Source organism: Ktedonobacter sp. SOSP1-85, from assembly GCF_016587415.1.
GTDB lineage: Bacteria > Chloroflexota > Ktedonobacteria > Ktedonobacterales > Ktedonobacteraceae > Ktedonobacter.
Window position 1 is genome coordinate 2641318 of sequence record NZ_BNJI01000001.1, and the last position, 17736, is coordinate 2659053.

16 protein-coding genes are annotated in these 17736 nt (G+C 54.3%); 8 read left to right on the forward strand and 8 right to left on the reverse strand.

The features are described from left to right. Positions 1-53: 53 nt before the first annotated feature. Both KTE_RS11010 and KTE_RS11015 read right to left on the reverse strand, forming a co-directional pair. Positions 54-1844: an acyl-CoA dehydrogenase family protein gene (locus KTE_RS11010; protein WP_201380968.1), complete on the reverse strand. Its 1791-nt coding sequence runs from the start codon at positions 1842-1844 to the stop codon at positions 54-56. 46 nt (positions 1845-1890) lie between these two features. After that, positions 1891-3678 (reverse strand): long-chain fatty acid--CoA ligase, encoded by a 1788-nt coding sequence (locus KTE_RS11015; RefSeq protein WP_201380969.1) that lies wholly within the window; start codon positions 3676-3678, stop codon positions 1891-1893. A gap of 214 nt (positions 3679-3892) precedes the next feature. Here KTE_RS11015 and KTE_RS11020 point away from each other — a divergent pair, with 214 nt between their 5' ends. From KTE_RS11020 to KTE_RS11035, 4 genes are all read left to right on the forward strand, one after another. Next, entirely contained in the window at positions 3893-4690 is a 798-nt protein-coding gene (locus KTE_RS11020; RefSeq protein WP_201370686.1) for a helix-turn-helix transcriptional regulator, read from the forward strand. 31 nt (positions 4691-4721) lie between these two features. Beyond that, positions 4722-5606: an alpha/beta fold hydrolase gene (locus tag KTE_RS11025; protein WP_201380970.1), complete on the forward strand. Its 885-nt coding sequence runs from the start codon at positions 4722-4724 to the stop codon at positions 5604-5606. A 242-nt stretch (positions 5607-5848) separates the two neighbouring features. Then, on the forward strand, positions 5849-6598 hold the full coding sequence (locus KTE_RS11030) for a sugar phosphate isomerase/epimerase (protein WP_201380971.1): 750 nt from the start codon (positions 5849-5851) through the stop codon (positions 6596-6598). A gap of 173 nt (positions 6599-6771) precedes the next feature. Continuing rightward, the gene (locus KTE_RS11035; protein ID WP_201380972.1) at positions 6772-8058 is read left to right on the forward strand and encodes a M48 family metallopeptidase; all 1287 of its coding nucleotides are present in this window, start codon (positions 6772-6774) and stop codon (positions 8056-8058) included. Here KTE_RS11035 and KTE_RS11040 read toward each other — a convergent pair. After that, positions 7947-9017: an LLM class flavin-dependent oxidoreductase gene (locus KTE_RS11040; protein WP_201380973.1), complete on the reverse strand. Its 1071-nt coding sequence runs from the start codon at positions 9015-9017 to the stop codon at positions 7947-7949. The two genes, KTE_RS11035 and KTE_RS11040, sit on opposite strands and share 112 nt — an antisense overlap. Before the next feature lie 213 nt (positions 9018-9230). Here KTE_RS11040 and KTE_RS11045 point away from each other — a divergent pair, with 213 nt between their 5' ends. Continuing rightward, entirely contained in the window at positions 9231-9686 is a 456-nt protein-coding gene (locus tag KTE_RS11045) for an NUDIX hydrolase (protein WP_201380975.1), read from the forward strand. A 90-nt stretch (positions 9687-9776) separates the two neighbouring features. After that, positions 9777-10301: a GNAT family N-acetyltransferase gene (locus KTE_RS11050; RefSeq protein WP_201380976.1), complete on the forward strand. Its 525-nt coding sequence runs from the start codon at positions 9777-9779 to the stop codon at positions 10299-10301. 90 nt (positions 10302-10391) lie between these two features. On the opposite strand, the gene KTE_RS11055 is transcribed toward KTE_RS11050, so the two are convergent. Then, a complete protein-coding gene (locus tag KTE_RS11055) occupies positions 10392-10985 on the reverse strand; it encodes a YIP1 family protein (protein ID WP_201380977.1) in 594 nt (197 codons plus the stop codon). Positions 10986-11359: 374 nt separating this feature from the next. Between KTE_RS11055 and msrA the strand changes: the two genes are divergently transcribed. Continuing rightward, on the forward strand, positions 11360-11842 hold the full coding sequence (gene msrA, locus KTE_RS11060) for a peptide-methionine (S)-S-oxide reductase MsrA (RefSeq protein ID WP_201380978.1): 483 nt from the start codon (positions 11360-11362) through the stop codon (positions 11840-11842). A gap of 66 nt (positions 11843-11908) precedes the next feature. Here the strand turns inward: msrA and KTE_RS11065 are convergent, their stop codons facing one another. The 4 genes from KTE_RS11065 to KTE_RS11080 all read right to left on the reverse strand — a co-directional run bounded on the left by KTE_RS11065 (position 11909) and on the right by KTE_RS11080 (position 16184). After that, entirely contained in the window at positions 11909-12700 is a 792-nt protein-coding gene (locus KTE_RS11065) for a LarC family nickel insertion protein (protein ID WP_201380979.1), read from the reverse strand. 212 nt (positions 12701-12912) lie between these two features. Next, complete coding sequence (locus KTE_RS11070; RefSeq protein WP_201380980.1) at positions 12913-14199, reverse strand: sodium:proton antiporter; 1287 nt, start codon at positions 14197-14199, stop codon at positions 12913-12915. Between the two features lie 312 nt (positions 14200-14511). After that, positions 14512-15300: a Stp1/IreP family PP2C-type Ser/Thr phosphatase gene (locus tag KTE_RS11075; protein WP_201380981.1), complete on the reverse strand. Its 789-nt coding sequence runs from the start codon at positions 15298-15300 to the stop codon at positions 14512-14514. Positions 15301-15596: 296 nt separating this feature from the next. Then, positions 15597-16184 (reverse strand): hypothetical protein, encoded by a 588-nt coding sequence (locus KTE_RS11080; RefSeq protein WP_201380982.1) that lies wholly within the window; start codon positions 16182-16184, stop codon positions 15597-15599. A gap of 237 nt (positions 16185-16421) precedes the next feature. Here KTE_RS11080 and KTE_RS11085 point away from each other — a divergent pair, with 237 nt between their 5' ends. Beyond that, a complete protein-coding gene (locus KTE_RS11085) occupies positions 16422-17348 on the forward strand; it encodes a phosphate ABC transporter substrate-binding protein (protein ID WP_201380984.1) in 927 nt (308 codons plus the stop codon). Positions 17349-17736 lie beyond the last annotated feature (388 nt).

Below are 17736 nucleotides of genomic sequence, written 5' to 3' on the forward strand. Positions count from 1 at the left end.
ACCAGGAGCTAAGAATGTAGGGTATTTGCTTGTAGCAATCCGATAGGTAAATCCTAGAGGGAGAAGGGGTAGCCCTGCTTCTCAACTACGATAGAAGCGATCTCGCGCTGGAGCGCAACGCCGTTGATCGCATAGTCGCCCACGTAGGTACGCACACGCTCCAGAACTTTGGCGACGCGTCCCTCGTCAATGTAGGACATCAGGAGTTGATCCAGGTTGGCACGGATACGGGTAAAGGCCAGCCAGGAGGCAAGTTGCGCCAGTTTGACATGGGTTGCGCTCTCGGCATCACCACGACGCACGGCCTGGATGGCACGCGCCAGGGCGCTATCGACCGCGTACAGATCGATCAGCAGATTCGCCAGGTACTCGATAAACTCCTGCTCCTGCTCAAGGGCCTGCATATACTTCATAGCCACGTTGACGGCAGCATAAATGGTGGCATCCTTCGAGCGCTCAAGAGTATTAACGGCCTCGCGCAGTTCAGCAGGCACATTCTCATCGGCACCATTCGATGGCTGATTGGCCTTAATGCGCCCCTCAACCTGGGGGTAGATGGTCATCAAGCTGACCTGGCCCTTCATCGCGCGACGGAAGAGCGTCCCCGAGGCCACCATGCGGTTGATCTCGTTAGTCCCCTCGAAGATACGCTGGATACGCGCATCGCGATAGGCCTTCTCGATGGGGTACTCCTTCATGAAGCCGTAGCCACCGAAGATCTGTACGCCCTCGTCGACCACCATAGCCAGGACCTCGCTACCGTGTACCTTGGCCAGGGAAGCCTCAATGGCATAATCCTCAACGGCTTTGAAGATGGCATCTGTGTTGTCGCCACCGCTATGCTGCGCGTTGGAGATGTTGGCGGCGGTGCGGAAGACCTCGCTCTCAGCAGCATAGGTCTCGGCGGCCATACGAGCCAGCTTCTTCTTGATCATGCCGAACTCATGCAGGAATTTGCCGAAGGCCTTGCGCTCATTGGTATAGGTCGCAGCCAGCTTTAAGGCGTTGCGCGCACCACCAACGGTACCGGCACCCAGTTTGAGGCGGCCGATATTGAGAATGTTAAAGGCGATCTTGTAACCCTTGTGAATCTCGCCCAACAGATTCTCGGTAGGCACCTTGACATCCTGGAGGATCAACTGGCGCGTCGAGGAGCCTTTGATACCCATCTTGTTCTCTTCGGGTCCAGTAGTAACACCCGGCCAATTCGCCTCGACAATAAAGGCGGAGGGGCGCTCATTGCCGATGCGGGCAAAGACCACGAAGACATCGGCGAAGCCAGCGTTCGAGATCCACTGCTTGGTGCCGTTGAGGATATAGTACTTGCCATCCTTGGAGAGTTCGGCGCGCGTGCCCAGGCCCATAGCGTCAGAGCCAACGCCCGGCTCAGTCAGCGCATAGGCGGCGATCCATTCTCCGGTCGCCAGCTTAGGCAGATAGGCCTGCTTCTGCTCCTCGGTACCGTAGTAGACGATGGGGAGCGAACCAATGGTGGTATGCGCACCAAAGGCCACGCTAAAGGAGGCCTCCTTCTGCTGCGAGGCGACCAGGACGCTGGTCAGCAGGCCCAGTTCCGCGCCACCGTAGGCCTCGGGGATTTCAATCATCAGCAGGCCCTGCTCGCCAGCTTTCTTCAGCAGGGAGGGCATAACGCCCGGCTCCTGGCTCTCGATGGCGTCGAGTTTGGGCAAGACTTCGCGCTCGACGAAGGTCACGCTGGACTCTTCGAACATGCGCTGATCTTCGTCACGCTGCTCCGGGGTAAATATTCTATCCGCGCTCTCACTGACGGGAGTCGTCAAAAAGGCTGTTCCAGCTTCAGTTGGCTTCATAGTTGTCGACATAGGTTTCCTTTCTCCTTTGGAGTAGAAGTCAAACGCGTCTATGCGGCTATGCTTGTTTTTCAACACGAAGTTCGCGCCGAAGGACCTTGCCGACAAGTGTTTTCGGCAGATTTTTGCGGAACTCCACAACCTTAGGCACTTTATAAGAGGTTAATTCTTCTTTACAAAAAGCGATAATTTGCTGGCGAGTTTCTTCAGAGGGCGCGACGCCGGGCTTGAGCACGATAAAAGCTCCCACAGTCTCACCACGATACTCGTGGGGAACAGCGGTGACGGCGGCCTCAGCAACCGAAGGGTGGCGGAAGAGCACCTCCTCGACCTCGCGAGGATAGACGTTAAAGCCGCTGGCGAGGATCAGATCCTTGGCCCGGTCAACTACGTAGAAAAAGCCATCTTCATCCATGCGGCCAATATCGCCCGTGCGCATCCAGCTGTTGCGGAAGATATCCGTGGTCTCCTCTGGCCGATTCCAGTAACCCTGCATAATATTGGGACCCTTGACCACGATCTCGCCAATCTCATTGACGGGAAGCAGTTCGCCAGTGGCAATGTTCATGATCGCAGCCTCGACCTCTGGAAGAGGAAGACCAATGCTGCCGCCGCGCCGATTATCATTCAGTGGGTTGCAGTGCGTCACAGGCGCGGCCTCGCTCAGACCATACCCCTCGACCAGCTTGGCCCTGGTCGCGGACTCAAAATCCGTCTGTACTTTGGCTGGCAAAGGAGCCGCGCCACTGATACAATATTGGATAGAGCTAAGGTACTCAGGATTCTTGCCCGCCTCGCGCAAAATCGCGATATACATCGTCGGAATCCCCGGAAAGAGAGTTGGACGCGTCCGCCGAATTGTATCCAGGACCTCATCGGGCTTGAAGCGAGGGATAAGGACCATCGTTGCCGCGATCAGAATCGAGAGATTCATACCGACCGTCAGACCATAGGCATGGAAGAAGGGAGCGGCACACAGGGTAATTTCCTGGGCATCGCGAGCCATAGTTGTCCAATAGCGCGTCTGCATGGCATTGGCTATCAGGTTGCGGTGCGTAAGCATCGCACCCTTGGAGAGACCAGTGGTGCCACCTGTATATTGCAGCAGGGCCAGGTCATCGCCCTTCGCCGCTTCGGGCAGGCTGAACAACTCAATACCGCCACGCGTGGCATGTGACTCTAACATGGCGCTCATGACATGTAGCGACTCATCGCCGCGCCGCTCTTTTTCAGATAAGAGCGGACCCGACTTATTCGTGCCACGATGGCTCAGAGGATAGAGCGTACGCAAGACAACTGGCAAGTAATCCGAGGGGCTGGTTAAAATAACATGCTCAAGGGCTGTTTCCTTGCGTATCTCGCGTACAACAGGATAATAATCATCGAGCATAATCAGGACACGCGCGCCAGAATCGGCCATCTGGTGACGCATCTCATGCGCTGTATACAGTGGATTGGTAGGAACAACAACCGCGCCCGCACGCAATGCCCCGAAGAAGGCAATCGGGTACTGGGGAATATTTGGCAATGCGATGGCCACACGGTCGCCCTTGTGAATACCTAGCTTCTGTAAGCTAATCGCAAAGCGATTGGCCAGGTGCGAGAGCTGAGCATAGGTCAGCTTGGCGCCAAAGTAGCTGATAGCGCAGGCGCTTGGGTAGCGACTGGCAGTCGTGTCGAGCAGAGACGTTACAGCGCGATCAGGAATATCAAGAAGAGCGGGAACACCTTCCTGGTAGTGACGTATCCATGGTCGCTCCCGAAGAAGTTCTTCGCGTCCATCACTGGTAAGAGTAGAGAAACGCTGCTGCTCTGGGGTGTTGTTGATTAAAGATGGGTCAGACATTTAGCCAAAGCTCCTCTCCATAGGGGGACATCATCCATGCGACGCTCTGAGCGACCACTCTGTCGCGGCGATAAGCACCAACAACCCATTTCTCCTTTCTCTAATTATATGGCGCGTATAGAGTAATAGCCACGTTGCCAGCTAACAAATTTTTGGGCATAATAGAGTATAGCTAACGAAAAAGGGATTATCATAGAGAGAGTAAAGGCCAGGGATGATACATAGCAAAACATTTACTTTTCCACAACTGATCACCCATTTACGCCAGACACGAGGCATGTCCCAGGGGCAGCTCGCCCAGGCCACACGCCTCTCCCGCACTTATATCTATCACCTGGAGACAGGGCAGCGCGCCAATCCCTCGCCGCATGTCGTGCAACTTCTCGCCAGGGCCTTTGAACTCGTAAGCGACGAACGGCAGGAGCTCTATGATGCCTATACGCGCCTGACCGGGCACTATATTAGTCAGGAACCCGAAGAGGCCCTCCTCGAATTAGGAGATCTGGCAAGCCTGCTGGTACAAAATACCTCCTATCCCGCGCACGCCCTCAATCGCCTCTGGTACCTACACGCCTGGAACGAGGCCTCCCTACAATTATTTGAGATTTCCGAGGAACGCTCTCAGCAAAAGAATCTGCATTTACTGGAGTTTGTATTTGATCCCGAGATGCGGCGGCGCTTTCATGGCTGGGAGAACCTGGCTCGCCGCCTGGTCAGCGACTTTCAGTATAATGCCAGCACCAGCACCCATCTTCCAGAATATAAGGCCCTGCGCAAACGCCTGCGCGAACTTCCAGAGTTTAGACGCATCGCCAATTCATCCTACTCGCAGGGAAAACCCGTCCCCTCATTCGTGTTCCAGGTACAGCATAGTACACTGGGAAGACTGACCCTACGTACAGCAACCACCGTTTTTACTGGTATCGCAAACTACTCCATGGTCAGCTATGTACCCGGCGATCAGCAAACACTGCGCATTTACCGCGAACAGGGATGGCAACCACAATCTTAAAACTTCGTTTCACCTGGAAAGAGAGATGTCTATGCCAACAGCCAGCATACACAACGCAGACCTTTTTTACAAAGAAAAGGGTGCCGGGCTCCCCATCCTGCTGATTCATGCCAATGGGGCCAATGCGGATCTCTGGGGAAGTACCTTTGAACGCCTGGCGACACGCAACCGTGTTATCGCCTATGATCGCCGGGGCTTTAGCCGCTCCAGGCAGTCACCTGTAGGCGATCTCCATCAACATGCCGAGGATGCCGCTACTCTGCTCCAGCAGTTGCGCGCCACGCCAGCGACTATTGTTGGCGCAGACACGGGCGCGATTATCGCCCTCGACCTGGCGTTACATCATCCAGAACTGGTCGCGTCCCTCGTCCTCTGCGAAGCCACCTTTCACCTGCGCAAGCAAAAGGCCGTGACCACCTTCCTGGATAATGTCCGCCTACGCTATCTCCAGAAAACAAAGGGCCTACGAGCCGCAGCCGAGGTATATTATCACGATCTCTTAGAGGAAAAATCCGGCGAGAGTAGCTTTACACACCTCTCACCAGAATGGCGCGAGGTGCTACTTACCAACGCAGAGGCAGCTCTACAGGAGAACGCAGCGGGAACAGGTGAGTATATACATACGCATGAACTCACACAAATCAAGCAGCCAGTCACCTGCCTGGTAAGTACGCGCAGTCAGCCGTTTTTCCGCGAGGTTGCACAGAAGCTCGCCAGTACCCTGCCGCAAACACGTAATCGCATCATTACAGCAGCGGGACACTATATGCACCTCGATCAACCTAATCAATTTTTGCATGAAATCACGGAGGCCCTGCCAGATAAGCTCACGCTGACCCCTGTCGCGAAATCTGACAAGCGCGCGCGACAAAACCATAAGATCTCAAACAATTCCGCTATTCCGAGGCAGCCATAGATATGTTAGCAGGCGCCGCAGGTGATATACTGAAGTATCTTCATCGGCACAAAGGGCGTTGTAGGGGCCATGCTGGCATGGCCTATCACCACGAGTCAGGGTGCTCTGCCTGAGGGAGGAGTCCAAGCCAGCTTGGGCCCTACAATTTGCCAGCTGCTTACCAACTGCACTACTTATTGCCAATGAGGGTAGAAATTCAAGACAGTGGATACATCAAGTAACAACACTCTAAGGGAGAATACATGTCTATGCAAGTAGGGCTTCAGCTTTACACCGTACGCGATCAGACAGCGCAGGATTTCAAAGGGACGATTCGCAAGGTTGCGCAGCTAGGCTACCAGGGCGTCGAATTCGCAGGCTATGGCGACCTGAGCGCGGAAGAACTGCGCGGCCTACTCCAGGAGACTGGACTCAAAGTAGCTGGCAGCCATGTAGGCTACCATCTTTTACAGGCCGACAGCGCACGCGAGATCGAGTACTGCCGCCAGATTGGTTGCCCTTATTTGATCGTTCCCTACATGTCGCGTGAGGACCTCAACGACACGGAACGTCTGCTGGCCTTCGCCAAGCAGATGAACGAGTATGGGAAACGCTGCCACGAGGCGGGAATCACGCTCGCCTATCACAACCACAACCACGAGTTTGAGAAGCTAAACGGCAGCTACTTGCTGGATATCCTGGCTGAGAATACAGATCCTGAGCTGGTCAAACTCGAACTGGATACCTACTGGGTCGCGTTTGCCGGCGTCGATCCCAAGGCCTATCTCCAACAGCATGCCGGGCGTGTACCCCTGGTACACCTCAAAGACATGACGGCGGAGCGCACCTTCGCGGAAGTGGGCGATGGTACACTGGACATCCTGGGCTACTACACCACCGCTAAAGAGGTTGGCGCGGCCTGGTATATCGTTGAGAACGACGCTCCAACCATTCCTTCACTGGAGAGTGCTGAGCGTTCCTTTGGCAACCTGGCCGAACTTACCCGACGCTAGTCATTAGTTCCATCAATAGATGGAAGAGATGCAACTCCTGGCAGGAGATCCCCCCTGCCAGGCCCTTGCTACAATAAAAGTGTCAGGACGAACGCCTCCCAGCATGGCTGGCACAGGCAAGCGATGTAGAAAATAATGAGTGCGGCAGCTTCACGTGGTAGGAGTACGGTAGTATGGAGATCGATAAGGAAAGACAAAAGAAAGCTCGCGCATATGCACGCAAGCGACGGCATGTCACACTCATCAATATGGGAGTGGTGTCTGCTGGCCTGCTTATCATACTCATTACGCGATGGGATGCGGGATTACGCGACCTGGTGCGGGCCGGGACGCGCATAGGCTGGGTCTCCCATACCCTCCCATTCCTCCAGTGGCAACCCCTGGCGGGCTGGTATCCCTGGCAGATTCTGCTCTACTTCCTGGCAATCATACTCTTCTATCAACTGCTTGCCGCGCCCGCGCTGGTCTATGGCAGCTTTATCCTGCCGCGTCGCTATGGCATCTCTATCCAGACCCTAAGCGCCTGGATCAGCGATGTAGGCAAAAACTTTGTGCTCAATCTGGGACTTGAGGCAGCGGCCATCTCGCTCATCTATGGCCTGCTCGCGCTCCAACCCCAGTGGTGGTGGCTCTGGACAGCCCTGGCCATGCTCTTCTTCTCCGTGATTATGGCTAATCTCGCGCCCATCTTGATCTTTCCCCTCTTCTACAAATTCAAGCCACTGCCAGCAGGCGAGCTTACAGAACGCCTGATTAAGCTGGCTGCCAGCGCTGATACACGCGTCCAGGGCGTCTTCACCATGCAGATGAGCAATAAGACCACGGCCACCAACGCGGCTCTAATGGGCCTGGGCAATACACGCCGCATCGTCCTGGGCGATACCATGACCGACAGGTATTCAGAGGATGAGATCGAGGTCGTGCTGGCCCATGAACTGGGACACCATGTCCATCATGACATCTGGAAGATGATCGTCAGCCAGTCGATCCTGACCCTGGGTGGACTCTACCTCGCCAACCTGGCACTCCACCAGGCGGTTGAACAACAAGGGCATTACCAGTCCCTCACGGACCCGGCAACGCTGCCCTTCTTCTTCCTGTTAACAGCGCTCTTTAGCCTGATCGTGATGCCCGTAGGCAACATCTACAGCCGTCACATGGAGTACCAGGCCGACGAGTACGCGCTCCAGATGACGCAGAAGGTCGATGCCTTCAAAAGCGCCATGCGCAGGCTCGCTAACCAGAATCTCACCGAGATCTCGCCCTCTCCGCTTGTGGAGTTCCTCTTCCATTCGCACCCCTCCGTCAAGCGGAGACTGCAACACGCGGATACATTCGCCGAGAAGCGCTACTCCTCGCTTAAGGCATCCCTCAACATGCCCAGGAGGGTCGCGGTCTCATCAAGCGAACCGCCAGGCATCGTCAATAACGGCTCATCCACGCCCAGGTCGGCCCACTGATCCAACCGAGCAACAACCTCCCGTGGCGTACCTACAATGGAGACGGCATCGAGCATACGCGGGCTAACCGCTTCGATGGCCGTCTTCATGCCTTTCTCCCAGCCAGCCAGCACAGCCTGGACATCTTCCGTGTAACCATGGCGCGAGAGCATCTGCGCATAGTAGACCCCCATCTTGCCGATATAGTAGGCCAGAGGCGAGGCGGCCGCTCGGTGCGCGCTCAAAATCTGCTGCTCGCTGGCACCCTCTGGCAGAAGGGCGGTCGTGATATAGGGCGCGATAGCCACGCTATGCGCGGGACGGCCCGCCTGTTGTGAACTCTCATCCAGTTGCACGCGCATCTCGCCAAACTTCTCCACCGGCCAGTACACGGGCAGAATGCCATCCCCGATCTCACCTGTCTGCGAAATGTTCTTGGGTCCCATGGCCGCAATGTAGATCGGAATATCGGCGCGCAAAGGCGTGAAGCGCAGCTTAAAACCTCGCTCAAGTTGAAAGAACTCACCAGTATAGGCCAGTTTCTCGCCGCGTAAGATCATACGGATAATGTCCACATACTCCCGCGTACGCTTGAGCGGTTTCTCAAACTTGACGCCATGCCAGTGCTCAATAACGTTCGCACCCGAGGGACCCAGACCCAGCAGGGCACGTCCACCCGAACGCTCGTCCAGGGTAGCGATAGTGCTGGCAATCAACGCTGGCGTGCGCGAATAGATATTCGCGATTCCAGCTCCCACTTTAATGCGCTTTGTGGCCCGCAGCAGGTCGCCCATCGAGGTAAAGAGTTCATACCCCCAGGACTCGCCCAGCCAGACCGAATCGAAGCCCAGTTCATCGGCCAGGCGCACCTTCTCGACAATCTCATTCCAGGCCCCTGGAAAATTAGGAGAGTCGGCCACGATGCCGATACGCGAGCGATAGGCTCTACGCGAGGTAGGAGAAGAGTGTGTGTCAGACATAGCTCGCACATCTATCCTTTCAAATAAACTACCAGTAACGAAATACTTCTCCTTGCATGGTAACATATTTCCACGCCGAAAACGTGTCAGCCAGAAAACACCTTTGTACCCGATAAGGGGCCGTCTCTCTCCATTCCATACAGTTAAGATGGTATACTTGACGTAATCTAACAGACTCTAGCACATGCCTAGATAAATAGAGAGCAGGTATACATGAGTTACATACAGGCCATACGCGGGCTAGTAGGAACCAGGCCGCTTATCCTGCCAGGAGCGGTTGTCATTGTACTTAACGCAGAGAAAGAAATTCTTCTGCAAGAGCGTAGAGAGCCACAGGACACCTGGGGATTACCAGGCGGGTTGATGGAACTGGGGGAATCTTTTGAGGAGACCGCCCGGCGCGAGGTCATGGAAGAAACAGGACTGGAGCTACACACCCTACATATGCAAGAGGTCTTCTCAGGGCGCGACTACTATTTCCAATGCTCCAATGGGGACGAAGCCTTCGCGGTCACCGCCGTCTTCATCGCCCAGACCTACAGCGGGCAGCCTCTTCCTGACGACCATGAAGGAGTTGCGCTACACTTCTTCGCACCCGATAAGCTACCTGGAAAAATGCTTCACAGTCATCGGCAAGCCATAGAAAACTATCTCCATCATACCCACTGACTAACATCAAATACTGAGAAATGGCATACACTAAAACTTCTATAATAATCAGCGAATGCAAATGCTCACATAATAGAGAGGTAATTGTACATGCTACGTGGCACACATATTATTTTGCGACCAATCAAGCAGGAAGACCTGGAGACATTAGAGCGCTGGAACAATGATCCAGACTTTATTGGCGAGTTTAACAACTTTGGCTTGCGCGGGTATGGCTTACAGATACGCGCCTTTGATGAGGGAGACACGCTCAGCGACCGCTCGGGACACCTCGTCGTGACGACACTAGAGGGAGAGCTTGTGGGGAGCGTAGACTACCACATGACACGCTATGGTCCAAACGAGGGCAGCAAAGCCTATATGATCGGCATCGCCCTCGCGCCTGAGCACCAGGGCAAAGGCTATGGCGTCGAAGCACAACAACTCCTCTCCGCCTATCTGTTCGCGGCATTCCCCATTATGCGCGTCGAGGCCATGACAGACATAACAAACCGCCCTGAGCAGCGCGCACTGGAGAAGGCTGGCTTCACACGCGAGGGCGTGGTACGCAAAGCTCAATGGCGCAACGGCGCCTGGCACGACCAGGTCCTCTACAGCAAACTCCGCGGCGAGTAGTAATGTTGTGATGAGAGAGGGGCCGTGGATATGGGCAGCCACAGGCTACCCATATCCACGGCCCCTCTCTCATCACAAATGTGTATGTTGTTACAGTACAATCCCCAGGAAGATCAGTGTCCCAATAAGAGCCATGCTTACCACAAATGGCGTAATGGTGGCGGCAAGCGCGCGCCAGAGGTCCAGGTTGTGTACAGCTCGGATCATAATCACATAGAGCACAAAGCCATAGACATCCAGCAGCCACACCAGGCGATCCCCCACGAAGGGGATGCGAGCCACAAAGAAGTAAATGACAGTTAAAGGGAGAGAGATGAGCAGCGAGAGATAGCACTGTTGTACAAAGCTACCCTGCCCACGAAAGGCACGCGCCGTCAGGTAAGAAACATACTCCGTCAGGAAGAATCCGCCAATGACAAAGACACAGGCGACCGAATAAAAGATTGGTGTCACCAGAGTAAACGATGGCTGCGAGAGCGCAATCGTCAGTGCGATAAAACAGGCCAGAGCCAGAACCTGTACCAGGACCAGCGGCTCACTGGCGCGCGTTTTCTCCTCAGAAAAGACACGCAAACCAGGATTGCGCAGGACACGTGCATAGCGATTAAACAACGTACGCACCAGGGAGGAGAGAGTACCCGTCGATGTCAACGGGGGAACATCTTGAGAAGGCTGGCTGGACATAATAAAAGCGTGCTCCCTTCAAAAATAGGCATACATCAATATAATAGTGATAGACAGTGTTCATCAGGAAAAGAGATCCCTATAAGTTATACACGAAAAATCCTTTTTTGTCTGTGAAATAGTCAACATTGTTTGCAAATATCCCTTGCTTGCAACGTGTTGTTTTATATGCTGTGTGATAGCGAGCTGGCGTAGCCAGCTCGCTATCACACAGCATATAACCCATATAAGAGGTTAAAATGTGAATTGACCTGATACGAATATTGTACATACTCCCTCTCTTGGGAACTAAAGGCTGGGAGGGATTGTTCTCAAAGGTAGAAGTTTATAACATATAGCATTTTTCAGTTTTCTCTGAAAGGAGAATGTATCATATGGCACAGTTAGAGAAAGCCACCTTTGGCGCAGGCTGTTTCTGGGGCGTTGAGGAGACCTTCCGTGGCATCAAGGGCGTGACCAATACAGCCGTTGGCTATGAGGGAGGCACCTACACGAACCCAACCTATCGCGATGTCTGTACAGACCAAACCGGGCACGCCGAGGTCGTGGAGGTGGAGTATGATCCAGAGCAGGTCCCCTACGACCAACTCTTACAGGTCTTCTGGGAGAACCATAATCCGACCACGCTCAATCGCCAGGGTCCCGATGTCGGCACTCAGTACCGCTCGGCCATCTTCTATCACACTCCCGAGCAACAGAAGGAGGCGGAGGCCTCCAAGGAGCGAATGCAGGCCTCCGGTCGCTACAAGCGTCCCATCGTGACCCAGATCGTTCCCGCCACCACCTTCTACCGTGCGGAGGAGTATCACCAGCGTTACCTGGCGAAGCGCGGCCTCTCACACTGCCACTTTGAATAAAAACATACAAAAAGAAGATGGCGCGTAAAATGCGCGCCATCTTCTTTTTGCACATTAGCCCGATGCCTAGGAAAGAGGTTTATGTTCATGCGTGCGCGTGTGCTCGTGGTGGTGAGTATGAGCATGACTTTGGGGTTCATCCAGGAGTTCGCCGAGCCAGCAGCGCAGGACATTGGGGCGCTCCAGCTCGCGCTTGCCCAGGCCGTAGCCAACGCGGCTCAGGCGCAGGGGAGGGCGGCGGAACTCTGCCAGGGCCGCCAGCAGCGCGGCCCCGGTTGGCGTGACCAGCTCGGCTGGCGTCATATCTGGCGTAATGGGCGCGCCAGCAGCAGACAACAGGTTCAGCACGGCAGGCGCGGGTAGGGGTAACCAGCCGTGCGCAGCTCGCGTCCAGCCGGCCCCTAGAGGCAAGGGGCTGGCAAAGACACGCTCTACATCCAGCAATTCAAGGCCCACTACCACACCTACGATATCGACAATCGCATCCAGCGCGCCGACCTCGTGAAAATGCACCTCTTCGGCAGGATAACCATGCACCTTGCCCTCCGCCTCCGCCAGCAGGGTAAAGACATGCAGGCTCTGGCGCTTGACCCGCTCCGAAAGCGTGCTGGCCTCAATGATGGCGCGCACATCTGAGAGGTGGCGATGCTGCTCCTGCTCAGGAGCTGTCACCAGGGCGCGCGTTCCCGCGATATAGCCACGTACCTCCTGGCGGCTGGCAATCTGCCAATCCGTGATCTGGAGCTTCGCCAGTTCGGCTCGCAGATCTTCAAGAGAGAGGCCCAGGTCCAGCAAGGCCCCAAGCGTCATATCGCCACTGATACCCGAGAAACAATCAAAGTAAATTACCTGAGACATAATAAAGCCTATCTATCTTTTATAGCAAAACCGTAACTACTCAAGCCCTCCCCTGTACGAGGTATTCACAGCATCTACGATGCTTCGCCGGAGTCAAAGTGTGTGGTTGAGAGGCTGGCTTCGCCAGCCTCTCAACCACACACTTTGACTCCGGCGAGCCACGAAGTGGCGAGAAGTCCTGAGTGCATACCAAAAGCTAGGAAAAACGCTCCCTAGTCGACCAGCTTGCGCGTGACAGAGGGAAGTTTCTTCAGGATGCTGCGCAGGCTGAGCCCCTGGCCCAGGAGCGTAAAGAGCACGACGGCATAGGTATCGTAGATCAAAGCACTTCGATCTGGAACATTGAGCGGAAGCGCCAGGACGAGTGCGAGCGAGAGCGCGCCTCTTAGGCCACTCCAGAAGATGACAAAACGCCAGGAGCGCAAGCGCATACCCGAAAAAGGCGGGAAGCTGCTCGGAATTAAGAGCACCATGACCAGGCGTGAGACCAGAACCGAACATACCACGAGGGCACACTTCAGCAGCAATCCATATGCATCGGGGGAGGAAAAAAATTGGACCGGGTTGATCTGCGCCCCTACCAACAAGAAGAGCAGAGCATTGACCAGAAAGGCGCTCATAGCCCAGAAATTATCCGTTACCTCCAGGGTTCGCTCAGAGAGGCCATGCTTGCGTCCATAGCTGCCCAGCACCAGGCCCGCGCAGATCACCGCCAGAATGCCCGACATATGCAAAAAATCAGCGATCAGGTAGACGCCATAGGCGGTAACAATCGTAATCGTCGTCTCAATCATAGGGTCATCGATTAAGCGCACGCCACGCGTGACGATGAAACCACAGGCCAGACCCACGACAACGCTGCCACCTCCTTCCAGCAAGAAGGTAGATAGTCCCTGGCCCCAGGCCTGTGCCGGCTGCAAGCCCTGGCCATTGATTGAGAGCAGGACCAGCGCCAGAAATGTCTGATAGAGCGCCCCCGCGACCCCATCATTAAAGAGGCTCTCAGCCTCGATAACAGTCGCGAGTTGCTCATTGACCGAGAGCTGGCGAAAGAGGCCCAGCACCGCAATCGGATCGGTAGGCGAGAGGATCGCAGCCAGCAAGAAGGCATCCAGCCAGGTAAGGCCCGCGAAAGCGTGTAGCGGTACCGCGATTAACACCAGCGAGAGCAACAGGCCAGGAAACGCCAGGAGAAAGATCACCTTCCAATTCTCACGCAGGCGCTCAACCGAGAGCGACCATGCCCCCTCGAAGAGCAGTGCAGGCAGAAAGACAAACAGCACCAGGTCAGGAGTCAACCGCACCTCGGGAGCCAGGTTAAAGACACCAATTAGCAACCCAACCACCACCAAACCCAATGTGTATGGGACAGTCAGACGACGCGTCACAAGAATTACCAGTAACGCAATCAACGCCAAAAAAACGACCTCACGCACAAGGTCAGCCAGATCTCCTTGTAGCAAAGCGGCAGTTACAATAGGCACAAATTGCACTCTCATGAAGCTCCACTATGAATCCAGGCAGGCAGAATAAATAGACGGTTTCATCATAGCACAACAAACAAGCTATTAGCGGTATAAAATCCTTCTTGTTGAGTGGTGTGATGTCTCCTGGCAGCCTGCAGGCTGCCAGGAGACATCACACCACTCAAGAAATTGGCCAGCGCCGCAGGCGCGAGAAGGCAGCCTGTACCCGAAAAGAAAAAGGTGGGTATTACCCACGAACATGAGTAATACCCACCTCACCTAAATAAAGAAAGCACCAGAAAAAGGGAAAATAAAGGAAAATTATTCTGGTTCCCCCAGGCATTGTTATGCGCTGGTTTCGGGCTCCTGCACATTTTCCTCGGCCAGAGTGACACGCGCCACAATGGCGGTGATATTATCCAGCCCGCCATGCTCATTGGCCTGGGCGATCAATTGCTTCACGCCCTCTTCAGGCTCCTGCTGACGAAGAATCTGTGCGATCTCATCATCCTCAACCATACCCGAGAGGCCATCCGAACAGAGCAGCAAGATATCACCATTCTGTAGAGTCTCGGTAAACATGTCGATCTCCACCCCTGGATCGATGCCCAGGCTACGCAGGATAACATTGCGCTGGGGATGTACCCGGGCCTGCTCTTCTGTAATCAGGCCAGCTCGCACCTGTTCCGCCACCCAGGAATGATCGTCTGTTACCTGGTGCATGCTCTCTTCGCGCAACAGGTAGGCCCGGCTATCACCAACATTCGCGATATAGGCGGTCGAATCCTGAATGATGCAGGCCACGCAGGTGGTTCCCATGTCGTTCCCCTCCTGGATGGCACGCTTAAAAAGATCCAGGTTGGCCTGGCGAATCACCCCTTTTAGTGCCTGGGCGATATTTGCTTCCTTGCTCTCATAATATAAGCGTTTGACCGCGTTAACCACCATATCACTGGCGACCTCGCCGCGCGCATGACCCCCCAGGCCGTCGGCGACGATAAGCAACACGCCTCGCTCGCGCAAGGTTTGTGCATCTTCAGGCAGTTCAACGAGCAAACTATCTTCATTCAACGAGCGTTTACGTCCTGTGTCGGTACCTTGAGCAACCGTGATGTGAAGCGAACGTTCCACCATAAAACACTCCTTTTCCAAACCCAATGCACGCTAATAATAGATAAAAACACTGGTTCGCACAAATGCGACACAGACAGCAGGCAATAGAAATAAGATAATGCATAAGATAGCTAGTAGAATGTTGTAACGATATACTGAGAGCGCCTTCTTGTCAAGAGGTAGCAGCAGCAATAACGGGCATGGCAACAGAACAATAGCGAACAGGGGAAACTCTTCATGGCACAAAAAGGGCTGACCTCGCCTGGAGAGGTCAGCCCAGTCACAAACAGGGGGAGTCAGGGAGTCACCTTGCGCGGCTACTGCGCGTTAACAGTAAAGGTATAAGGCATAATATACATGGCGCAGACGCGCTCTTTGCCATTGCACAACGCCCGTTTGCTGAAGTTCAGCGTCGCATGGCCCGTCCCCTGAACGCTAAAGCGCCAGACACAGACCTTGGCTCCCTGGTCCGCAAAGCCCGCCGTCATCTCCATCTGGAGCGGCCCCTCGGACTTAGTAGGTCCAGCCCAGCGACTACCAAAGGGCAGTTGTACCTCCATCACATCGCCTTTATGAACGGTGACTGTGCTATCCTGCTGCGTAGGCTTCACTGTTACAGTCGGGTTAGATGGGCGTGTCTCAAGGACTGCATCAGAGGGGCAACCATTTTCGGCTCCAAAGCCCTTGACGGTCTTCGTACTGCCATTGCCTGGATTACTATTGCCGCTGCCTGTCCCGCCCGTGCCACTACTCGTAGCCCCACATCCAGCCAGGAAGAGCAGCAGAAACAGCGAGAGCACAATGGTTATCAAAAAAGGCTTACGACGAAGAACCAGCAATGTATAGGCACCATTTTCAGTGGGCATAGGATGCGCCTCCTGCTTTATTATAGATCGGGTATGCATAAACATACGCTCCTTTGGCTGTAACTAAGACGCCATCATACCTGGCAATTTCTGGTGCCTCCCAGGCACCGCTTTCCTCTTCCCTGCTCCGCCATCTTCATCACAGACAAAACGTCTCACCATGTAAAAAAGTTCCCACTACCCAAAAGATTACAAATTGTTAACTATATCTTAAAAAAAGGGCAGGATAATAGAGACTGAGCAATACTATGTTGATTTTGTCGAGGACTAGAAACATTGAAAAATATATATTTACTACGCCCCAGTGGCCAAAAACGTCGCCTGGCCTCAAGTAAGAATCTGCTACGCCGGGCAGCCCTGCTATGTTGTCTATTGCTCGGCACCTATGTGCTCACTAGTTGTAGCGCACCAGGCAGCCAGAGCCAGCCCATCACGGGAAAACTACGCGTCACCGGCTCTACAGCCCTGCTGCCCCTGGCACAGGAAGCGGGCAAGCTATTTGAACAGCAATATCCAGGAACAAAGATTGAAGTCAGCGGAGGTGGCAGCGGACATGGACTCGATGCCGTTACTGCCCAACAGGCGGAGATAGGCAATTCAGATATTTATGCCAATCCCGCGATCTACCCTGATCCCAATCTCACCGATCATATTGTCTGCGTCACCCCCTTTGAGATGATCACCAATCCAGGTATTACCGTCCCCTCGCTCACCCAGCAACAGATTATTGATATTTTCTCAACTGGCAAGATCAATAACTGGAGCCAGCTAGGTGGCCCAGACCTCAAGATCACCCCTATCGTGCGCCCGAGCAACTCCGGCACACGCGCGACCTTCCGCAAATACATTCTAGGTGGCCGCGACGAAAAGGGTACCCTCCTCACAACTGACTCCTCTACTACCGTCCGCGACACGGTCGCGAAGACGCCCGGAGCCATTGGCTATGTGGGCGCTTCTTACGTCACAAACGCGATTCATACCGTAGAGATCGATAATCAGAAGGGTACCGTCAGCACGATCTCCTCAGGCAAATACAACTTCTGGAGCTATGAGCATATGTACACGCTGGGAGGCGATGATGCCACACTGGAGGCCTTCCTGCAATTCATGCTTAGCTCAGGTGTCCAGCAGAAGGCCCAGGAGATGGGCTACGTTCCCATCAACAGCATGCAGACCCCAGGTGTAGCCAGCGTTTCCCCCTAAGCATTTTTCCATAGCATAGAAGTCTCGGGGCAAAATTTCGGGCGGATGCCCGAAATTTTGCCCCGAGACTTCTATAAATTCATTTGACAAATGGCAACAGAGAACGTTACAATATTTCTCTGGTTAGACGATTTCTACAAAAGAACACGAGCCTCCCACCAGCCTGGCCGGGTGAGGCACGCACGCGTCTATTCTAGCGAATGGGAGAGTTGTACACGACTCTAGTAGCTTAACTATTGCAGTTACATCTCTTCAGGTTCTCCCCATTGAGCAAAACAAGACGTAGACCGATCATTCAGGCAATACATCTTCTGCTACGTACCTAACTAATACGGGTAAGCAATTACCGACGGTATCGGCTCAATCCAGCTAGTAGGCATTTCTGATG